The sequence below is a fragment of the Kitasatospora sp. NPDC023385 genome (genome assembly GCF_055664045.1).
On the sequence record NZ_JBVOOL010000007.1, the window covers coordinates 141,396 to 156,708 of the forward strand.

Here is a 15,313-nt window from a genome sequence, read left to right on the forward strand (position 1 = left end):
CTGAGGCGGTCCTCGGCCGGTTCGGAGCGGGCCCGGGGGCAGGCGTACCCTCTCTTGATGTGCCAGCACCCTCCCGCCCCGACACCGCGATCGAGTCCATAGCCGCCGCGAGTACGGCCGGCTCCCCGATCGCGCTCACCGACCGCCGCCCCGTCGTCCCCGCCGAGCGGCTGGTCGCCGAGATGGTCCCGCCGCCCCGGTTCGCCGGCGTGAGCTTCGGGTCGTACATCCCGGACCCGAGCCAGCCCAGCCAGTACGAGGCCGTGCAGGTCCTGGAGGAGTTCGCGGCCACCCTCGCGGGAGGAAACGGTTCGGCACCCAAGCGCAGCTGGTTCCGCCGCTCCGCCCCCGTGCCCGCCGGCCCGGCCGGGGTCTACCTCGACGGCGGCTACGGCGTCGGCAAGACCCACCTGCTCGCCTCGCTCTGGCACGCCGCCCCCGGCCCCAAGGCCTTCGGCACCTTCGTCGAGCTGACCAACCTGGTCGGCGCGCTCGGCTTCCAGCAGGCCGTCCGGACCCTCTCCGGGCACACGCTGCTCTGCATCGACGAGTTCGAACTGGACGATCCGGGCGACACCGTGCTGGTCTCCACCCTGCTCGGCCGCCTGGTCGAGGCCGGCGTCAAGCTGTGCGCCACCTCCAACACGCTCCCCGAGAAGCTCGGCGAGGGCCGATTCGCCGCCGCCGACTTCCTCCGCGAGATCCAGGGCCTGTCCGCGCACTTCCGCCCGCTGCGGATCGACGGCCAGGACTACCGCCACCGCGGCCTGCCCGACGCCCCGCCGCCGTACTCCGACGAGGCCGTCGAGGCCGTCGCCACCCGCACCCCCGGCGCCTCGCTCGACGGCTTCGACGCCCTGCTCGGCCACCTCTCCGCCGTCCACCCCAGCCGCTACGGCGCCCTGCTGGACGACGTCACCGCGGTCTGCCTGCGCGGCGTGCACCAGGTCGACGACCAGTCCACCGCCCTGCGCCTGGTCGTCCTGGCCGACCGCATGTACGACCGCGAGCTCCCCATCACCGCCTCCGGGATCCCCTTCGACCAGGTCTTCCCCGAGGACATGCTCCGCGGCGGCTACCGCAAGAAGTACCTCCGCGCCGTCTCCCGCCTGGTCGCCCTCGCCCGCGACAGCGCCAAGGCCTGAGCCGTGACCTCCCCTTTGCCCGGCAGTCGTTCCGACTGCCGGGCAAAGGGTTCGAGGCCCCCGCGGCCTGATCGAAGCGGCTCCGGTTGTCAGTCGGTGGTCGTACGGTGGACTAGTGCGTCCCATCACGAGTATTGAGCGGTCCGTGGCGCCTTTCGAGGTCGTCAGCCCCTTCCAGCCCAACGGTGACCAGCCGGCGGCGATCGCCGAGCTGGAACGGCGGATCAGGGGAGGGGAGAAGGACGTCGTGCTGCTCGGTGCCACCGGCACCGGCAAGTCGGCCACCACAGCCTGGATGATCGAGAAGCTGCAGCGGCCCACCCTGGTGATGGCGCCGAACAAGACGCTGGCCGCGCAGCTGGCGAACGAGTTCCGCGAGCTCCTGCCGAACAACGCGGTCGAGTACTTCGTCTCGTACTACGACTACTACCAGCCCGAGGCGTACGTCCCGCAGACGGACACCTACATCGAGAAGGACTCCTCGATCAACGAGGAGGTCGAGCGGCTGCGGCACTCGGCGACCAACTCGCTGCTCACCCGCCGGGACGTGATCGTGGTCGCGTCCGTCTCCTGCATCTACGGCCTCGGCACCCCGCAGGAGTACGTGGACCGGATGGTGCAGCTCAAGATCGGCCAGGAGGTCGACCGGGACGAGCTGCTGCGCCGCTTCGTGGACATCCAGTACGCCCGCAACGACGTCGCCTTCACCCGCGGCACCTTCCGGGTGCGCGGCGACACCATCGAGATCTTCCCGGTCTACGAGGAACTCGCCGTCCGGATCGAGATGTTCGGCGACGAGATCGAGGCGCTGTACACCCTGCACCCGCTCACCGGCGAGATCATCAGCCGGGACGACTCGGTCTACGTCTTCCCCGCCTCGCACTACGTGGCCGGCCCGGAGCGCATGGAGCGGGCGGTCGCCGGCATCGAGAAGGAGCTGGAGGGGACGCTCGCGCGGCTGGAGAAGCAGGGCAAGCTGCTGGAGGCCCAGCGGCTGCGGATGCGCACCACCTACGACATCGAGATGCTGCGCCAGATCGGCACCTGCTCGGGCGTCGAGAACTACTCCATGCACTTTGACGACCGCGAGCCCGGCTCCCCGCCGAACACCCTGCTCGACTACTTCCCGGAGGACTTCCTCCTGGTCATCGACGAGTCGCACGTCACCGTCCCGCAGATCGGCGCGATGTACGAGGGCGACGCCTCGCGCAAGCGCACGCTGGTCGAGCACGGCTTCCGGCTGCCGTCGGCGATGGACAACCGCCCGCTGAAGTGGGAGGAGTTCCTGGGGCGGACCGGTCAGACGGTGTACCTGTCGGCGACGCCCGGCCCGTACGAGCTGTCGCGCGGCGACGGCCAGGTCGAGCAGATCATCCGCCCGACCGGCCTGATCGACCCCGAGGTGATCGTCAAGCCGACCGAGGGCCAGATCGACGACCTGGTGCACGAGGTCCGCCGGCGGGTGGAGCGGGACGAGCGGGTCCTGGTCACCACGCTGACCAAGAAGATGGCGGAGGACCTGACCGACTACATGCTCGGCCTGGACATCCGGGTCCGGTACCTGCACAGCGACGTGGACACCCTGCGCCGGGTGGAGCTGCTGCGCGAGCTGCGGGCGGGCCGGTACGACGTGCTGGTCGGCATCAACCTGCTGCGCGAGGGCCTGGACCTGCCCGAGGTGTCGCTGGTGGCGATCCTGGACGCGGACAAGGAGGGCTTCCTGCGCTCCGGCACCTCGCTGATCCAGACGATCGGCCGTGCGGCCCGCAACGTCTCCGGCCAGGTCCACATGTACGCGGACCGGATCACGCCCTCGATGGAGAAGGCCATCGACGAGACCAACCGCCGCCGGGCCGTGCAGCAGGCCTACAACAAGAAGCACGGGATCGACCCGCAGCCGCTGCGGAAGAAGATCGGCGACATCCTGGACACCCTCGCCCGCGAGGACGTGGACACCGACGAGCTGCTCTCCACCGGCTACCGGGGCTCGGGCAAGGGCAAGGCCCCGGTGCCGGCGCTGGGGGCGGACCGCAAGCCCGCCAAGTCCCTGCCGGCCGCCGAGCTGGCGGAGCTGATCCAGGAGATGACCGACCGGATGCACACGGCCGCGGCGGACCTCCAGTTCGAGGTCGCGGCCCGGTTGCGCGACGAGGTCAAGGAGCTGAAGCGGGAGCTGCGGCAGATGCGCGAGGCGGGCGTGGCCTGACCACCGGTGTGACCGCTGCACCGGGGCGCTGCCGGGCTTGGCCGGAATGGCACCGGTCAAGCCCGGCGGTGTCTCAGCCTTGCCACAAACGGGGAAACCCTGGGGAGACGGGGGTGCCGCAGGGCCTAGGCTGGCCTGCGGCATCGTGTTCACGGGACGGGCGCGGGCCGTAGCAGAGGGGGCCTCAGCCGGGGGACGGCGACGGGGTGTTCCACCGGGGGCCGGGCGGCCGCGACCGCCTGGTCGGCAGAGAGGACAACGTCGTGTCGGTGAACCTTGCCAAGGGGCAGCGGGTCAGCCTCCAGAAGGGGCCGGGCAGTGCCCTGACCGTGGTCCGGATGGGCCTCGGCTGGCAGGCGGCCCCCAAGCGGGGCCTGTTCGGCAGCCGCACCAGGACGATCGACCTGGACGCCTCGGCGCTGCTGTACGCCGAGAAGACCCCGTCGGACGTGGTGTTCTTCCAGCACCTGGAGAGCGACGACGGCTCGGTGCGGCACACCGGCGACAATCTGGAGGGCGGTTCCGGTGCCGGTGCCGGTGTCGACGGCGACGACGAGGCGATCCTGGTCGACCTGATGCACGTGCCGGCGCACATCACCCAGGTGGTGTTCACGGTGAGCTCGTACACCGGCCAGACCTTCGCCGAGGTGCAGCGGGCGCACTGCCGGCTGGTGGACGAGACGACCGGGCAGGAGCTGGCCCGCTACGAGCTCGCGGGCGGCGGGCCGCACACGGGGCAGATCATGGCCAAGGTGGTCCGGGACGGCAACGGCGGCTGGGAGATGCAGGCGATCGGCGCGCCGGCGAAGGGGCGGACCTTCCAGGACCTGCTGCCCGCGATCGACCCGTATCTCTGAGGCCGACGGTTCTTTACCTTCTTTACCTTTCCTTGCCTTCGCTGTTACTCTGGATGGCAGCGGAGGGGAGTATTCCTCGACAGCCGACCCCGTCATCACGGGTGCCCGTCGTGGCACCCCGGGGCGCTGGCCCGACGGGCGGAAGAGACCTCCGGCAGTGACGATGACCGTCTCGCCTACCTGCCGGAGGAGCAGTAGTGGACGTTTCCGTAACCATGTGGGTCACCACGATCGGTGTGCTGATCGCACTGATCGTGGCCGACTTCTTCATCGGTGGCCGCAAGCCGCACGAGGTCTCGATCAAGGAGGCCGGGATCTGGACGGCCGTCTGGGTCGCACTGGCGGTGCTCTTCGGCGGGTTCCTCTGGTGGCACTCCGGCGGGCAGCCGGCGGGTGAGTTCTTCGCCGGCTACATCACCGAGAAGTCGCTCAGTGTCGACAACCTCTTCGTGTTCATCCTGATCATGGGCAAGTTCGCGGTGCCCAGGATCTACCAGCAGCGTGTGCTGATGTTCGGCGTGATCATCGCGCTGGTGCTCCGGGCGGCGTTCATCGCCGGCGGCGCGGCGCTGGTCGCCCAGTTCTCCTGGGTGTTCTTCATCTTCGGCGCCTTCCTGATCTGGACCGCCTGGAAGCTGATCAAGGAGGCCCGGGCCGGCGAGGAGGAGGACGAGTTCGAGGAGAACCGCCTGCTCAAGTCCATCGAGCAGCGCTTCCCGTCCACCGACAAGTACCACGGCACGAAGCTCTTCGTGAGGGAGAAGAGCAGCATCCGGGAGAACGGCCGCCGGCTGATGACCCCGATGCTGATCGTCATGCTGGCGATCGGCACCACGGACGTGCTGTTCGCCCTGGACTCGATCCCGGCCATCTTCGGCCTCACGCAGGACCCGTACGTCGTCTTCACCGCCAATGCCTTCGCCCTGATGGGCCTGCGCCAGCTGTACTTCCTGATCGGCGGCCTGCTGAAGAAGCTGGTCCACCTGTCGTACGGCCTGTCGGTGATCCTCGGCTTCATCGGCGTGAAGCTGGTGCTGCACGCCGCCCACGAGGCCGGGGCGAACGTGCCGGAGATCGGCATCCCGTTCTCGCTGGGCTTCATCGTGGTGGTGCTGGCGGTGACGACCTTCACCAGCCTGCGGGCCTCCAAGAAGGCCGCCGAGGCCGAGCGTGAGCAGACGAAGCTCGACGCCTGACCGAGATTGATCGAGTTGGAGCCCCGCCGCCGGATCGTGATCCGGCGGCGGGGCTCAGCTTTATGGTCGCCGACCGTACTCGGCGACCCAACGCGAGCCGAGCAGCACGATGTCGGCGGTCTCGACCGGGCGGCCGGTGGCCTGGTCGTAGTAGGTGCGCTCGATCGCCATGACGGGTACGGCGGGCGCGACGCCGAGGGCCTGGGCCTCGGAGCGGGTGGCCTGGCGGGCGGTGACCCGTTCGACCGGGACGCTGACCTCGATGCCGATGAGAGCCATCCGGTCGGCGACGCCGATACCGGAGTGTGGGCCGGCCTCCGGCAGGACGATCAGGCTGCCGCCGGTGATCGCCATGGGCTCCCAGCTCTCGGCCAGTTGAGCCGGATCACCATTGGCCAGGTAGACGTAGCTGGTGTGCATCACCGGCTCGCCGGGCTGGATCTCCAACCGGGCCGCGATCCGGGCGTCGGCGGCACGAGGCTGCGACTCGTGCCGCCAAGTACCGGCCACGCCTTGGCGGGCGAGGGCGGCCTCCGTGGGCGATCCGTCGCCGGGTGCCGCGTGCGGGCGCCGCACCAGGACGGCCGGAGGCTCCTGGGACTTGACGTAGTACCCGGCGCCCGGGCGGGCCAGCACGAGCCCTTCGTCGATCAGTACGGCGTAGGCCCGATGGATCACGCCGGTCGAGACCTTGTGCTCGCGCTGAAGCGCACTGATGGACGGCATTCGATCACCTGGCTGAAGCCGCTGGGAGGTGATGTGGCCGCGCAAGGCGTCCGCGACGTGCAGGTAAGAGGGTGTGTCGCTCACGCCTCGGCCTCCTCGCTCCGAATGGTGCGTTGCGGCTGACACCGTAACGCTCGCACAGCTACTATATCGATACGGTTCCACTGTCTCGATAAGGGGAATGTCGGTGCAGATCAGCATGCGCACGAGCCTGCTCAAGGCCTCTCTCGGTCAGGCTGCTGGGGCTCCCGTGCGAATCACCAAGGGAAGAGCCGGCCGCGTCCGGCTCTCGACGACTGCTCCGGCCGACACCTCGTCGACGCAGTGGACCGAGGTGCTCGACATCCTTCGGTCGGGCTGCGAGTGGGGCTCCACCGATGCCACGGGCGAAGTCATCGTCTGGGTCGAACTGGAGGACTGCAACATGATCGACCTGGGGGTCTGGTCGTGACCCCCGCCGCACGCCGGTCGGCCTCGCCGACCGGCACCGTGATCCGCTTCGACGTGGGCAGGGCGGGGCGCTACGTCAGTGCCGAATGCCAGTTGGATGCGCACTGGGCCTGTCCCGGCGGAATCCGGGAGCTGTCCGGGGCCGTTGTGCTGGTGTGCCGCTGCGCTGAGCCGACGTGTACGTGTGCTCGACACCTCTCGGGCGGCGAGCCGTGATCCGGGCCGGTCGGCTCCAACTGGAGCCACCGGCCCGGAGTTCGTCACCAGCCGCGCTCGCGCCATTCTTCGAGGTGCGGGCGTTCGGCGCCGAGGGTGGTGTCGTTGCCGTGGCCGGGGTAGACCCAGGCCTCGTCGGGGAGGACGTCGAAGATCTTCTCGTTGACGTCCCGGAAGAGGGTCTTGAAGGCCTCCGGGTCGCCCCAGGTGTTGCCGACGCCGCCCGGGAAGAGGCAGTCGCCGGTGAAGACGTGCGGGTGGCCCTGCGGGTCGTCGTAGACGAGCACGATCGCGCCCGGGGTGTGGCCGACCAGGTGCCGGGCGGTGAGTTCGACCTGGCCCACCCGCAGCCTGTCGCCGTCGGCGAGCAGCAGCTCGGTGGGCACCTCGATGCCCTCGGCGTCGTGCTCGCCGGCGGCGGTGCGGGCGCCGGTGGTGGCGGCCACCTCGGCCAGGGCGCCCCAGTGGTCGTGGTGCCGGTGGGTGGTGACGACGGTGGCGAGCTCGTCGCCGACGGTCTCCAGCAGCACCGGGGCGTCGGCGGCCGCGTCGATCAGCAGCTGCTCGTCGGTGGCCCGGCAGCGCAGCAGGTAGGCGTTGTTGTCGTACGGACCGACGGCCACCTTGGTGATGATCAGGTGGGCCAGCTCGCGCACGTCCGGCGGTCCGCCGACCTTGACCGCTCCGTGGTACGTCATGCCACTGCTCCTCGTCCGGCTACAGGGTTCAGGGTCATCCTCGCGCGGTCAGCCCATCGGGGGAAGCTGGGGGAGGGCGGTGTCGGGGGTGCGGCGCAGGGCGGCGCCGTCGGAGCGGCCGGAGAGCCACGCGGTGAGCGCCCGGACGGGGCCCTCGACGGTCAGGGTGGGCTCGCCGGAGCCGATCACGGCGCGGTCCCCGGAGTCGTCGGCGACCAGCAGCGCGGCGGGCAGGCCGGCCTCGTCGGCCAGGTCCGCGGCGAGCTTGCGGAACTGGGCGACGGCGAAGTCCTCCGGCCACTGGTCGGGGGTGTACCCGGCGGCCAGGTCGACGTGGTGGTACTCCAGCTCCAGCAGGCGCTTGTGCGGGATGTCGGAGGCCGGGAAGACGTAGCCGGTGCGGTGCTTGACCGGTGCGGACCAGGCCTCGGGGGTCATCAGCACGGCGGCCGCGGCGAAGCGGGCGTGCGAGGCGCGCAGGTCGGCGAGGTGGACGTCGAGCGGGCGGGGCGCGTCGCGCTCGATGTCCTGGTCGCGGACCTCGCCGCTCGCGTACTGCGGGATGTCGGTGCCGGTGCGGGCGCCGTCGAGCAGGTTGACCAGGGAGTCGGCGTTGCGGGCGAGGTGGGCCAGCACGTGGCCGCGGGTCCAGCCGGGGAGGGCGGAGGGCTCGGTGACGGCCTCGGGCTTCAGCTCGGAGACGGTCTGCAACAGTCGCTGGGTGCTCTCCTCGACCTGGCTGAGCCAGGAGGCGGCGGAGGCGGCGGCGGACTGCGGGTCGGTCATCGAATCTTCCTTCTGTGAGACGACGCGTTGCCCACGGGGGCTTCGCTCGTTGACCAGGCGACGCTATCGCCGAATCACGGCCCTGAGCAGGGGGTTTCGGGAGCTGCGGGCGGTGCGGGTACGGACGGTCCGGCGGTCGCCATCACTCGTTCGGGTGGTCCCGGCTGGACAGAGTCGAGATTCGAACGTCTGAGCTATAGGCTGGCTGCCGCATCCTGGAAGAAGTACCGAATCTCCCCGCAAGCCCTCTCGCCCCGGAGAAAGGCGCCAGAAGCAGTGGCCGACCGCCTCATCGTCCGCGGTGCTCGCGAGCACAACCTCAAGAACGTCTCGCTCGACCTGCCCCGCGACTCCCTCATCGTCTTCACGGGCCTCTCCGGCTCCGGCAAGTCCTCGCTCGCCTTCGACACGATCTTCGCCGAGGGCCAGCGCCGCTACGTCGAGTCGCTGTCGTCCTACGCCCGCCAGTTCCTCGGGCAGATGGACAAGCCCGACGTGGACTTCATCGAGGGCCTCTCCCCGGCCGTCTCGATCGACCAGAAGTCCACCAACCGCAACCCCCGTTCGACCGTCGGCACCATCACCGAGGTCTACGACTACCTGCGCCTGCTGTTCGCCCGGATCGGCAAGCCGCACTGTCCGCACTGCGGCCGCCCGATCGCCAAGCAGTCGCCGCAGGCGATCGTGGACAAGGTGCTGGAGCTCGCCGAGGGCACCCGGTTCCAGGTGCTCAGCCCGGTGGTGCGCGAGCGCAAGGGCGAGTTCGTCGACCTCTTCGCCGACCTCCAGTCCAAGGGCTACTCCCGCGCCCGGGTGGACGGCGAGACGGTCCAGCTCGCCGAGCCGCCGAAGCTCAAGAAGCAGGAGAAGCACACCGTCGAGGTGGTCGTCGACCGCCTGACCGTCAAGGAGAGCGCCAAGCGGCGGCTCACCGACTCGGTCGAGACGGCCCTGCGGCTGTCCGGCGGCATGATCGTGCTCGACTTCGTCGACCTCCCCGAGGACGACCCGGAGCGCGAGCGGATGTACTCCGAGCACCTGTACTGCCCGTACGACGACGTGTCGTTCGAGGAGCTGGAGCCGCGCTCGTTCTCCTTCAACTCGCCGTTCGGCGCCTGCCCGGACTGCTCGGGCCTGGGCAACCGGATGGAGGTCGACCCGGAGCTCGTCGTGCCGGACGTCGAACGCTCGCTGGACGAGGGCGCGATCCACCCGTGGTCGGCCGGGCACGCCAAGGAGTACTTCCAGCGCCTGATCGACGCGCTCGCCCAGGAGCTCGGCTTCCGCACCGACCTCCCGTGGGCCGGGCTGCCCGCCCGGGCCAAGAAGGCGCTGCTGTACGGGCACAAGCACCAGGTGGAGGTCCGCTACCGCAACCGCTTCGGCCGCGAGCGCTCGTACAGCACCGGCTTCGAGGGCGCGGTGCCGTTCATCCAGCGCCGGCACACCGAGGCGGAGAGCGACAGCAGCCGCGAGCGCTTCGAGGGCTACATGCGCGAGGTGCCCTGCCCGACGTGCCAGGGCACCCGGCTGAAGCCGGTGGTGCTCGCGGTCACCGTCGAGGACAGGTCGATCGCCGACGTCTCCTCGATGTCGATCAGCGACTGCGCCGAGTTCCTCGGCGCGATGAAGCTCAACGCCCGGGACGAGCAGATCGCCGAGCGGGTCCTCAAGGAGGTCAACGAGCGGCTGCGCTTCCTGGTCGACGTCGGCCTGGACTACCTCTCGCTCGACCGCGCGGCCGGCACCCTGTCCGGCGGCGAGGCCCAGCGCATCCGGCTGGCCACCCAGATCGGCTCCGGCCTGGTCGGCGTGCTGTACGTGCTGGACGAGCCGTCCATCGGCCTGCACCAGCGGGACAACCACCGGCTGATCGAGACGCTGGTGCGGCTGCGCGACATCGGCAACACGCTGATCGTGGTCGAGCACGACGAGGACACCATCAAGACGGCGGACTGGGTGGTGGACATCGGCCCGGGCGCCGGCGAGCACGGCGGCAAGGTGGTGCACTCCGGTTCGCTGAAGCAGCTGCTGACCAACAAGGAGTCGCTGACCGGCCAGTACCTCTCCGGCAAGCGGTCCATCCCGATCCCGGCCGGCCGCCGCGAGCGGGACAAGAAGCGCCAGCTGACCGTCCACGGCGCCCGCGAGCACAACCTCAAGGACGTCACGGTCGGGTTCCCGCTCGGCACCTTCACGGCGATCACCGGCGTCTCCGGCTCCGGCAAGTCGACGCTGGTCAACGACATCCTCTACACCCACCTCGCCCGGGAGCTGAACGGCGCCCGCAGCGTGCCCGGCCGGCACACCCGGATCACCGGCACCGACCAGGTGGACAAGGTGGTGCACGTCGACCAGTCGCCGATCGGCCGCACCCCGCGCTCCAACCCGGCCACCTACACCGGGGTGTTCGACCACGTCCGCCGGCTCTTCGCGGAGACGCAGGAGGCCAAGGTCCGCGGCTACCTGCCCGGCCGGTTCTCCTTCAACGTCAAGGGCGGCCGCTGCGAGAACTGCTCGGGCGACGGCACGATCAAGATCGAGATGAACTTCCTGCCGGACGTCTACGTGCCGTGCGAGGTCTGCCACGGCGCCCGGTACAACCGGGAGACGCTGGAGGTGCACTACAAGGGCAAGTCCATCGCCGAGGTGCTGGACATGCCGATCGAGGAGGCGCTGGCCTTCTTCGAGGCCGTCCCGGCGATCGCCCGGCACCTCAGGACGCTCAACGACGTCGGCCTCGGCTACGTCCGGCTCGGCCAGTCCGCGCCGACGCTGTCCGGCGGCGAGGCGCAGCGCGTCAAGCTCGCCTCGGAGCTGCAGAAGCGCTCCACCGGGCGGACGGTCTACGTGCTGGACGAGCCCACCACCGGTCTGCACTTCGAAGACATCAGCAAGCTGATCAAGGTGCTCAGCGGGCTGGTCGAGAAGGGCAACACGGTGATCGTCATCGAGCACAACCTCGATGTGATCAAGACCGCGGACTGGGTCGTCGACATGGGCCCCGAGGGTGGTTCCGGCGGCGGCATGGTGGTCGCCGAGGGCACCCCGGAGCAGATCGCGGCCGTGCCGGAGAGCCACACCGGCAAGTTCCTGCGGGACATCCTGCCGGGTGAGTTCGAGGACGCCCCGGTCGCCGCTCCGGTCGCCGCCCCGGCGAAGAAGGCACCGCGCAAGCGCGCCGCCGCGGCGAAGAAGTAGGCCCGCCCGCCCCGCCCCGCCGCTCCCGAGCCCGCCGAACCGCGGGAGCGGCGGGGTGTGCGCGACATAGAATTCCGTGGTCCCTCGCAGCAGCAACCGTAGGAGCGCACCGATGTCCGAGGCCCCCGAGACGAGCCCCACCGCCTCCCGCCGCACCCTGCTCTGCGGGGCCGCGGCCGTGCTGGCGGCCGGCGGCACCGTGGCGGTCGCCGGCTGCGGCTCCTCGTCGTCCTCCTCCTCGTCGTCGTCCTCGTCCTCCTCCTCGTCGTCGTCCTCGTCCTCCTCCGGCGCGAGCAGCGCCTCCAAGGGCCCGGTGGACCTCGGCCCGGCCTCGGCCGTGCCGGAGGGCGGCGGCAAGGTCTTCCGCGAGCAGAAGATCGTCGTCACCCAGCCGACCGCCGGGCAGTACAAGGCGTTCAGCGCCAAGTGCACCCACGCCGGCTGCATCGTGGACCAGGTGAAGAACCAGCAGATCCAGTGCCCCTGCCACGGCAGCCGGTTCGGCGTCGCCGACGGCGCCGTGCAGGACGGCCCGGCCCCCTCCCCGCTGCCCGCCTACACCGTCACGGTCGAGGGCGGAAACCTCAAGGTGACCCCGAGCTGAAGCAGTTGAGCACCACCGAGTCGATCTCCCCTCCGCACCCCCGCCCCCTGTCGGTACGGTGGACCCATGGCTGACCCGAGCACCTACCGCCCGGCGCCCGGGTCGATCCCGGTCTCCCCGGGCGTCTACAAGTTCCGCGACGCCCACGGCCGGGTCATCTACGTCGGCAAGGCCAAGAGCCTGCGGCCGCGCCTGTCGTCCTACTTCCAGGACCTGGCCGGCCTGCACCCGCGCACCGCGACCATGGTCACCACCGCCGCCTCGGTGGAGTGGACCGTGGTCGGCACCGAGGTCGAGGCGCTCCAGCTGGAGTACTCCTGGATCAAGGAGTTCGACCCGCGGTTCAACGTCAAGTACCGCGACGACAAGAGCTATCCGGAACTCGCCGTCACGCTCAACGAGGAGTACCCGCGGGTCCAGGTGATGCGCGGGGCGCACAAGAAGGGCGTGCGCTACTTCGGCCCGTACGGGCACGCCTGGGCGATCCGCGAGACGGTCGACCTGCTGCTGCGCGTCTTCCCCGTCCGCACCTGCTCCAACGGCGTCTTCAAGCGCGCCCGGCAGGTCGGCCGGCCCTGCCTGCTCGGCTACATCGGCAAGTGCGCCGCGCCCTGCGTCGGCAAGGTCTCGGCGGACGAACACCTGGCGCTGGCCGAGGACTTCTGCGACTTCATGGCCGGGCGTACCGGCAACTACCTGCGCCGCCTGGAAGAGCAGATGCAGGAGGCCGCGGCCGAGCTGGAGTACGAGAAGGCGGCCCGGCTGCGGGACGACATCGGCGCCCTCAAGCGCGCGATGGAGAAGAACGCCATCGTGCTCGCCGACGCCACCGACGCCGACCTGCTGGCCGTCGCCGAGGACGAACTCGAAGCCGCCGTGCAGATCTTCCACGTCCGCGGCGGCCGGGTGCGCGGCCAGCGCGGCTGGATCACCGACAAGGTCGAGGACGTGGACACCGCCGGCCTGGTCGAGCACGCCCTCCAGCAGCTCTACGGCGGCGGCGAGTCCGTCCCGCGCGAGGTGCTCGTCCCCGCCCTGCCGGAGCCGGTCGAGCCGGTGCGGGAGTGGCTGAGCGGCCTGCGCGGCAGCCAGGTCGACCTGCGCATCCCGCAGCGCGGCGACAAGAAGGACCTGATGGCCACCGTGCAGCGCAACGCCCAGCAGGCGCTGGTGCTGCACAAGACCAAGCGCGCCTCCGACCTCACCACCCGCAGCCGCGCCCTCCAGGAGATCGCCGACGCGCTGGAGCTGGACTCCGTCCCGCTGCGCATCGAGTGCTACGACATCTCCCACCTCCAGGGCGAGGACGTGGTCGCCTCCATGGTCGTCTTCGAGGACGGCCTGGCCCGCAAGAGCGAGTACCGGCGCTTCCAGATCAGGGGCTTCGAGGGCCAGGACGACGTCCGTTCGATGCACGAGGTGATCAGCCGCCGATTCCGCCGCTACCTCCAGGAGCGCGAGCAGACCGGCGAGTGGGCCGTCCCCGAGGAGGACGAGCCCGGCACCAACGAGCCCGGCAGCAACGAGCCCGGCACAGCAGCGCCCGGCAGCGTGGAGCCCGGCACGGCGGAGCCCGGCGGAGCCCGGGACGAGGACGGCCGCCCCAAGCGCTTCGCCTACCCGCCCCAACTGCTCGTGGTCGACGGCGGCCGGCCGCAGGTCGCCGCCGCCAAACGCGCCCTGGACGAACTCGGCATCGACGACGTCGCGCTGTGCGGCCTGGCCAAGCGCCTGGAGGAGGTCTGGCTGCCCGGCGAGGACGACCCGGTGGTGCTGCCCCGCTCCAGCGAGGGCCTGTACCTGCTCCAGCGGGTCCGCGACGAGGCCCACCGCTTCGCGATCGGCTACCAGCGCAACAAGCGTTCCAAGCGACTCACCGCCGGGGAGCTGGACTCCGTCCCGGGGCTCGGCGAGACTCGCCGCCAGGCGCTGCTCAAGCACTTCGGCTCGCTGAAGAGGCTCAGGGCCGCCACCGTGGACGAGCTCTGCGCGGTACCCGGCATCGGACGCCGCACCGCGGAGACCGTTGCGGCGGCGTTGTCGTCCCGTACACCCGCCGCACCCGCGGTCAACACCGCGACCGGCGAGATCATCGAGGACGGGGCCGACCTCGCCGCCGAGCCGGCGGCAGCAGCACCCCGGACCGCACCATCCCAGGAGACGCCATGACGGCCGACGCCGCCCGTCAGCCGGTGCGCCCCGGCCCCGCCCGCCTGCCCGGGCCGGGGAAGGGCAGCCGAGCCGTGCGCGTTCTCCCCAGCAGAAAGACCGAGAGCGGGGAACCGAAGTGACCGTGTCAGACGTGGCCGAGAACGCGCCGGAGCTGGTGATCATCTCCGGCATGTCCGGAGCCGGCCGCTCCACCGCCGCCAAGTGCCTGGAGGACCTCGGCTGGTTCGTGGTGGACAACCTGCCGCCGGCCCTGATCCCGACCATGGTCGACCTGGGCGCCCGTTCCCAGGGCAACGTCGCCCGGATCGGCGTGGTCGTGGACGTCCGGGGCCGCCAGTTCTTCGACGACCTGCTCACCTCGCTCGACGAGTTGGAGAAGCGCGGCGTCCGGCTCCGGGTGGTCTTCCTCGACTCCTCCGACGATGCGCTGGTGCGCCGCTTCGAGAGCGTGCGCCGCCCGCACCCCCTGCAGGCCGACGGCCGGATCGTGGACGGCATCGCCCAGGAGCGCGACCTGCTGCGCGACCTGCGCGGCGAGGCCGACCTGGTGATCGACACCTCCAACCTCAACGTGCACCAGCTGCGCGCCAAGCTGGACGCCCAGTTCGCCGACCACGACGAGCCCGAGCTGCGCGCCACCGTGATGTCCTTCGGCTTCAAGTACGGCCTGCCGGTCGACGCCGACCTCGTCGTGGACTGCCGCTTCCTGCCCAACCCGCACTGGGTGCCCGAGCTGCGGGCCCGCACCGGCACCGACACCGACGTCGCCGCGTACGTGTTCCAGCAGCCCGGCGCCAACGAGTTCCTGGACGGTTACGCGGAGCTGCTGCGCATCGTCACCGAGGGGTACCGGCGCGAGGGGAAGCGCTACATGACGCTTGCCGTAGGCTGCACCGGTGGCAAGCACCGTAGCGTCGCCATGTCCGAGCGTCTGACCAAGCGTCTCATCGCCGACGGAGTCGAGACGGTGCTCGTCCACCGTGACATGGGACGGGAGTAGCCCCGCCTTCCCTGCCGGGCCCGCCGGTGGAGCGAGTGGCGGGCCCGAGGAACGCG

The 15,313-nt window shown here is 70.6% G+C and carries 12 protein-coding genes; 9 read left to right on the forward strand and 3 right to left on the reverse strand.

What is annotated here, in order from left to right:
• Positions 1-89 precede the first annotated feature (89 nt).
• The 4 genes from zapE to AC0B61_RS13895 all read left to right on the forward strand — a co-directional run bounded on the left by zapE (position 90) and on the right by AC0B61_RS13895 (position 5,404).
• Positions 90-1,145, forward strand: a complete 1,056-nt coding sequence (zapE, locus tag AC0B61_RS13880) for a cell division protein ZapE (RefSeq protein WP_471741043.1) — start codon at positions 90-92, stop codon at positions 1,143-1,145.
• Between the two features lie 115 nt (positions 1,146-1,260).
• Positions 1,261-3,351: an excinuclease ABC subunit UvrB gene (uvrB, locus tag AC0B61_RS13885; RefSeq protein ID WP_471740875.1), complete on the forward strand. Its 2,091-nt coding sequence runs from the start codon at positions 1,261-1,263 to the stop codon at positions 3,349-3,351.
• Positions 3,352-3,614: 263 nt separating this feature from the next.
• Complete coding sequence (locus AC0B61_RS13890; RefSeq protein WP_471740876.1) at positions 3,615-4,208, forward strand: TerD family protein; 594 nt, start codon at positions 3,615-3,617, stop codon at positions 4,206-4,208.
• Positions 4,209-4,405: 197 nt separating this feature from the next.
• The gene (locus AC0B61_RS13895; RefSeq protein WP_471740877.1) at positions 4,406-5,404 is read left to right on the forward strand and encodes a TerC family protein; all 999 of its coding nucleotides are present in this window, start codon (positions 4,406-4,408) and stop codon (positions 5,402-5,404) included.
• A 60-nt stretch (positions 5,405-5,464) separates the two neighbouring features.
• On the opposite strand, the gene AC0B61_RS13900 is transcribed toward AC0B61_RS13895, so the two are convergent.
• Positions 5,465-6,256, reverse strand: a complete 792-nt coding sequence (locus AC0B61_RS13900; RefSeq protein ID WP_471740878.1) for a GntR family transcriptional regulator — start codon at positions 6,254-6,256, stop codon at positions 5,465-5,467.
• A 61-nt stretch (positions 6,257-6,317) separates the two neighbouring features.
• Between AC0B61_RS13900 and AC0B61_RS13905 the strand changes: the two genes are divergently transcribed.
• The gene (locus tag AC0B61_RS13905) at positions 6,318-6,581 is read left to right on the forward strand and encodes a hypothetical protein (RefSeq protein ID WP_471740879.1); all 264 of its coding nucleotides are present in this window, start codon (positions 6,318-6,320) and stop codon (positions 6,579-6,581) included.
• Between the two features lie 259 nt (positions 6,582-6,840).
• Here AC0B61_RS13905 and AC0B61_RS13910 read toward each other — a convergent pair whose 3' ends face one another.
• A complete protein-coding gene (locus AC0B61_RS13910; RefSeq protein ID WP_471740880.1) occupies positions 6,841-7,494 on the reverse strand; it encodes an MBL fold metallo-hydrolase in 654 nt (217 codons plus the stop codon).
• Positions 7,495-7,542: 48 nt separating this feature from the next.
• Positions 7,543-8,280 (reverse strand): maleylpyruvate isomerase family mycothiol-dependent enzyme, encoded by a 738-nt coding sequence (locus AC0B61_RS13915; RefSeq protein ID WP_471740881.1) that lies wholly within the window; start codon positions 8,278-8,280, stop codon positions 7,543-7,545.
• A 276-nt stretch (positions 8,281-8,556) separates the two neighbouring features.
• On the opposite strand from AC0B61_RS13915, the gene uvrA reads away from it, so the two are divergent.
• From uvrA to rapZ, 4 genes are all read left to right on the forward strand, one after another.
• Positions 8,557-11,481, forward strand: a complete 2,925-nt coding sequence (gene uvrA, locus AC0B61_RS13920; RefSeq protein WP_471740882.1) for an excinuclease ABC subunit UvrA — start codon at positions 8,557-8,559, stop codon at positions 11,479-11,481.
• A 112-nt stretch (positions 11,482-11,593) separates the two neighbouring features.
• Positions 11,594-12,085: a Rieske (2Fe-2S) protein gene (locus tag AC0B61_RS13925; protein WP_471740883.1), complete on the forward strand. Its 492-nt coding sequence runs from the start codon at positions 11,594-11,596 to the stop codon at positions 12,083-12,085.
• 66 nt (positions 12,086-12,151) lie between these two features.
• Positions 12,152-14,254, forward strand: coding sequence for an excinuclease ABC subunit UvrC (uvrC, locus tag AC0B61_RS13930; RefSeq protein ID WP_471740884.1), 2,103 nt, complete (start codon positions 12,152-12,154; stop codon positions 14,252-14,254).
• Positions 14,255-14,372: 118 nt separating this feature from the next.
• Entirely contained in the window at positions 14,373-15,257 is an 885-nt protein-coding gene (gene rapZ / locus AC0B61_RS13935; RefSeq protein ID WP_471740885.1) for an RNase adapter RapZ, read from the forward strand.
• The last annotated feature ends 56 nt before the right edge of the window (positions 15,258-15,313 follow it).

Bases quoted from the DNA above. Each gene is read 5' to 3' on its own strand.
- AC0B61_RS13910 (WP_471740880.1), bottom strand. From the start codon at position 7,494: ATGACGTACCACGGAGCGGTCAAGGTCGGCGGACCGCCGGACGTGCGC.
- AC0B61_RS13915 (WP_471740881.1), bottom strand. From the start codon at position 8,280: ATGACCGACCCGCAGTCCGCCGCCGCCTCCGCCGCCTCCTGGCTCAGC.
- AC0B61_RS13925 (WP_471740883.1), top strand. From the start codon at position 11,594: ATGTCCGAGGCCCCCGAGACGAGCCCCACCGCCTCCCGCCGCACCCTG.
- uvrC (WP_471740884.1), top strand. From the start codon at position 12,152: ATGGCTGACCCGAGCACCTACCGCCCGGCGCCCGGGTCGATCCCGGTC.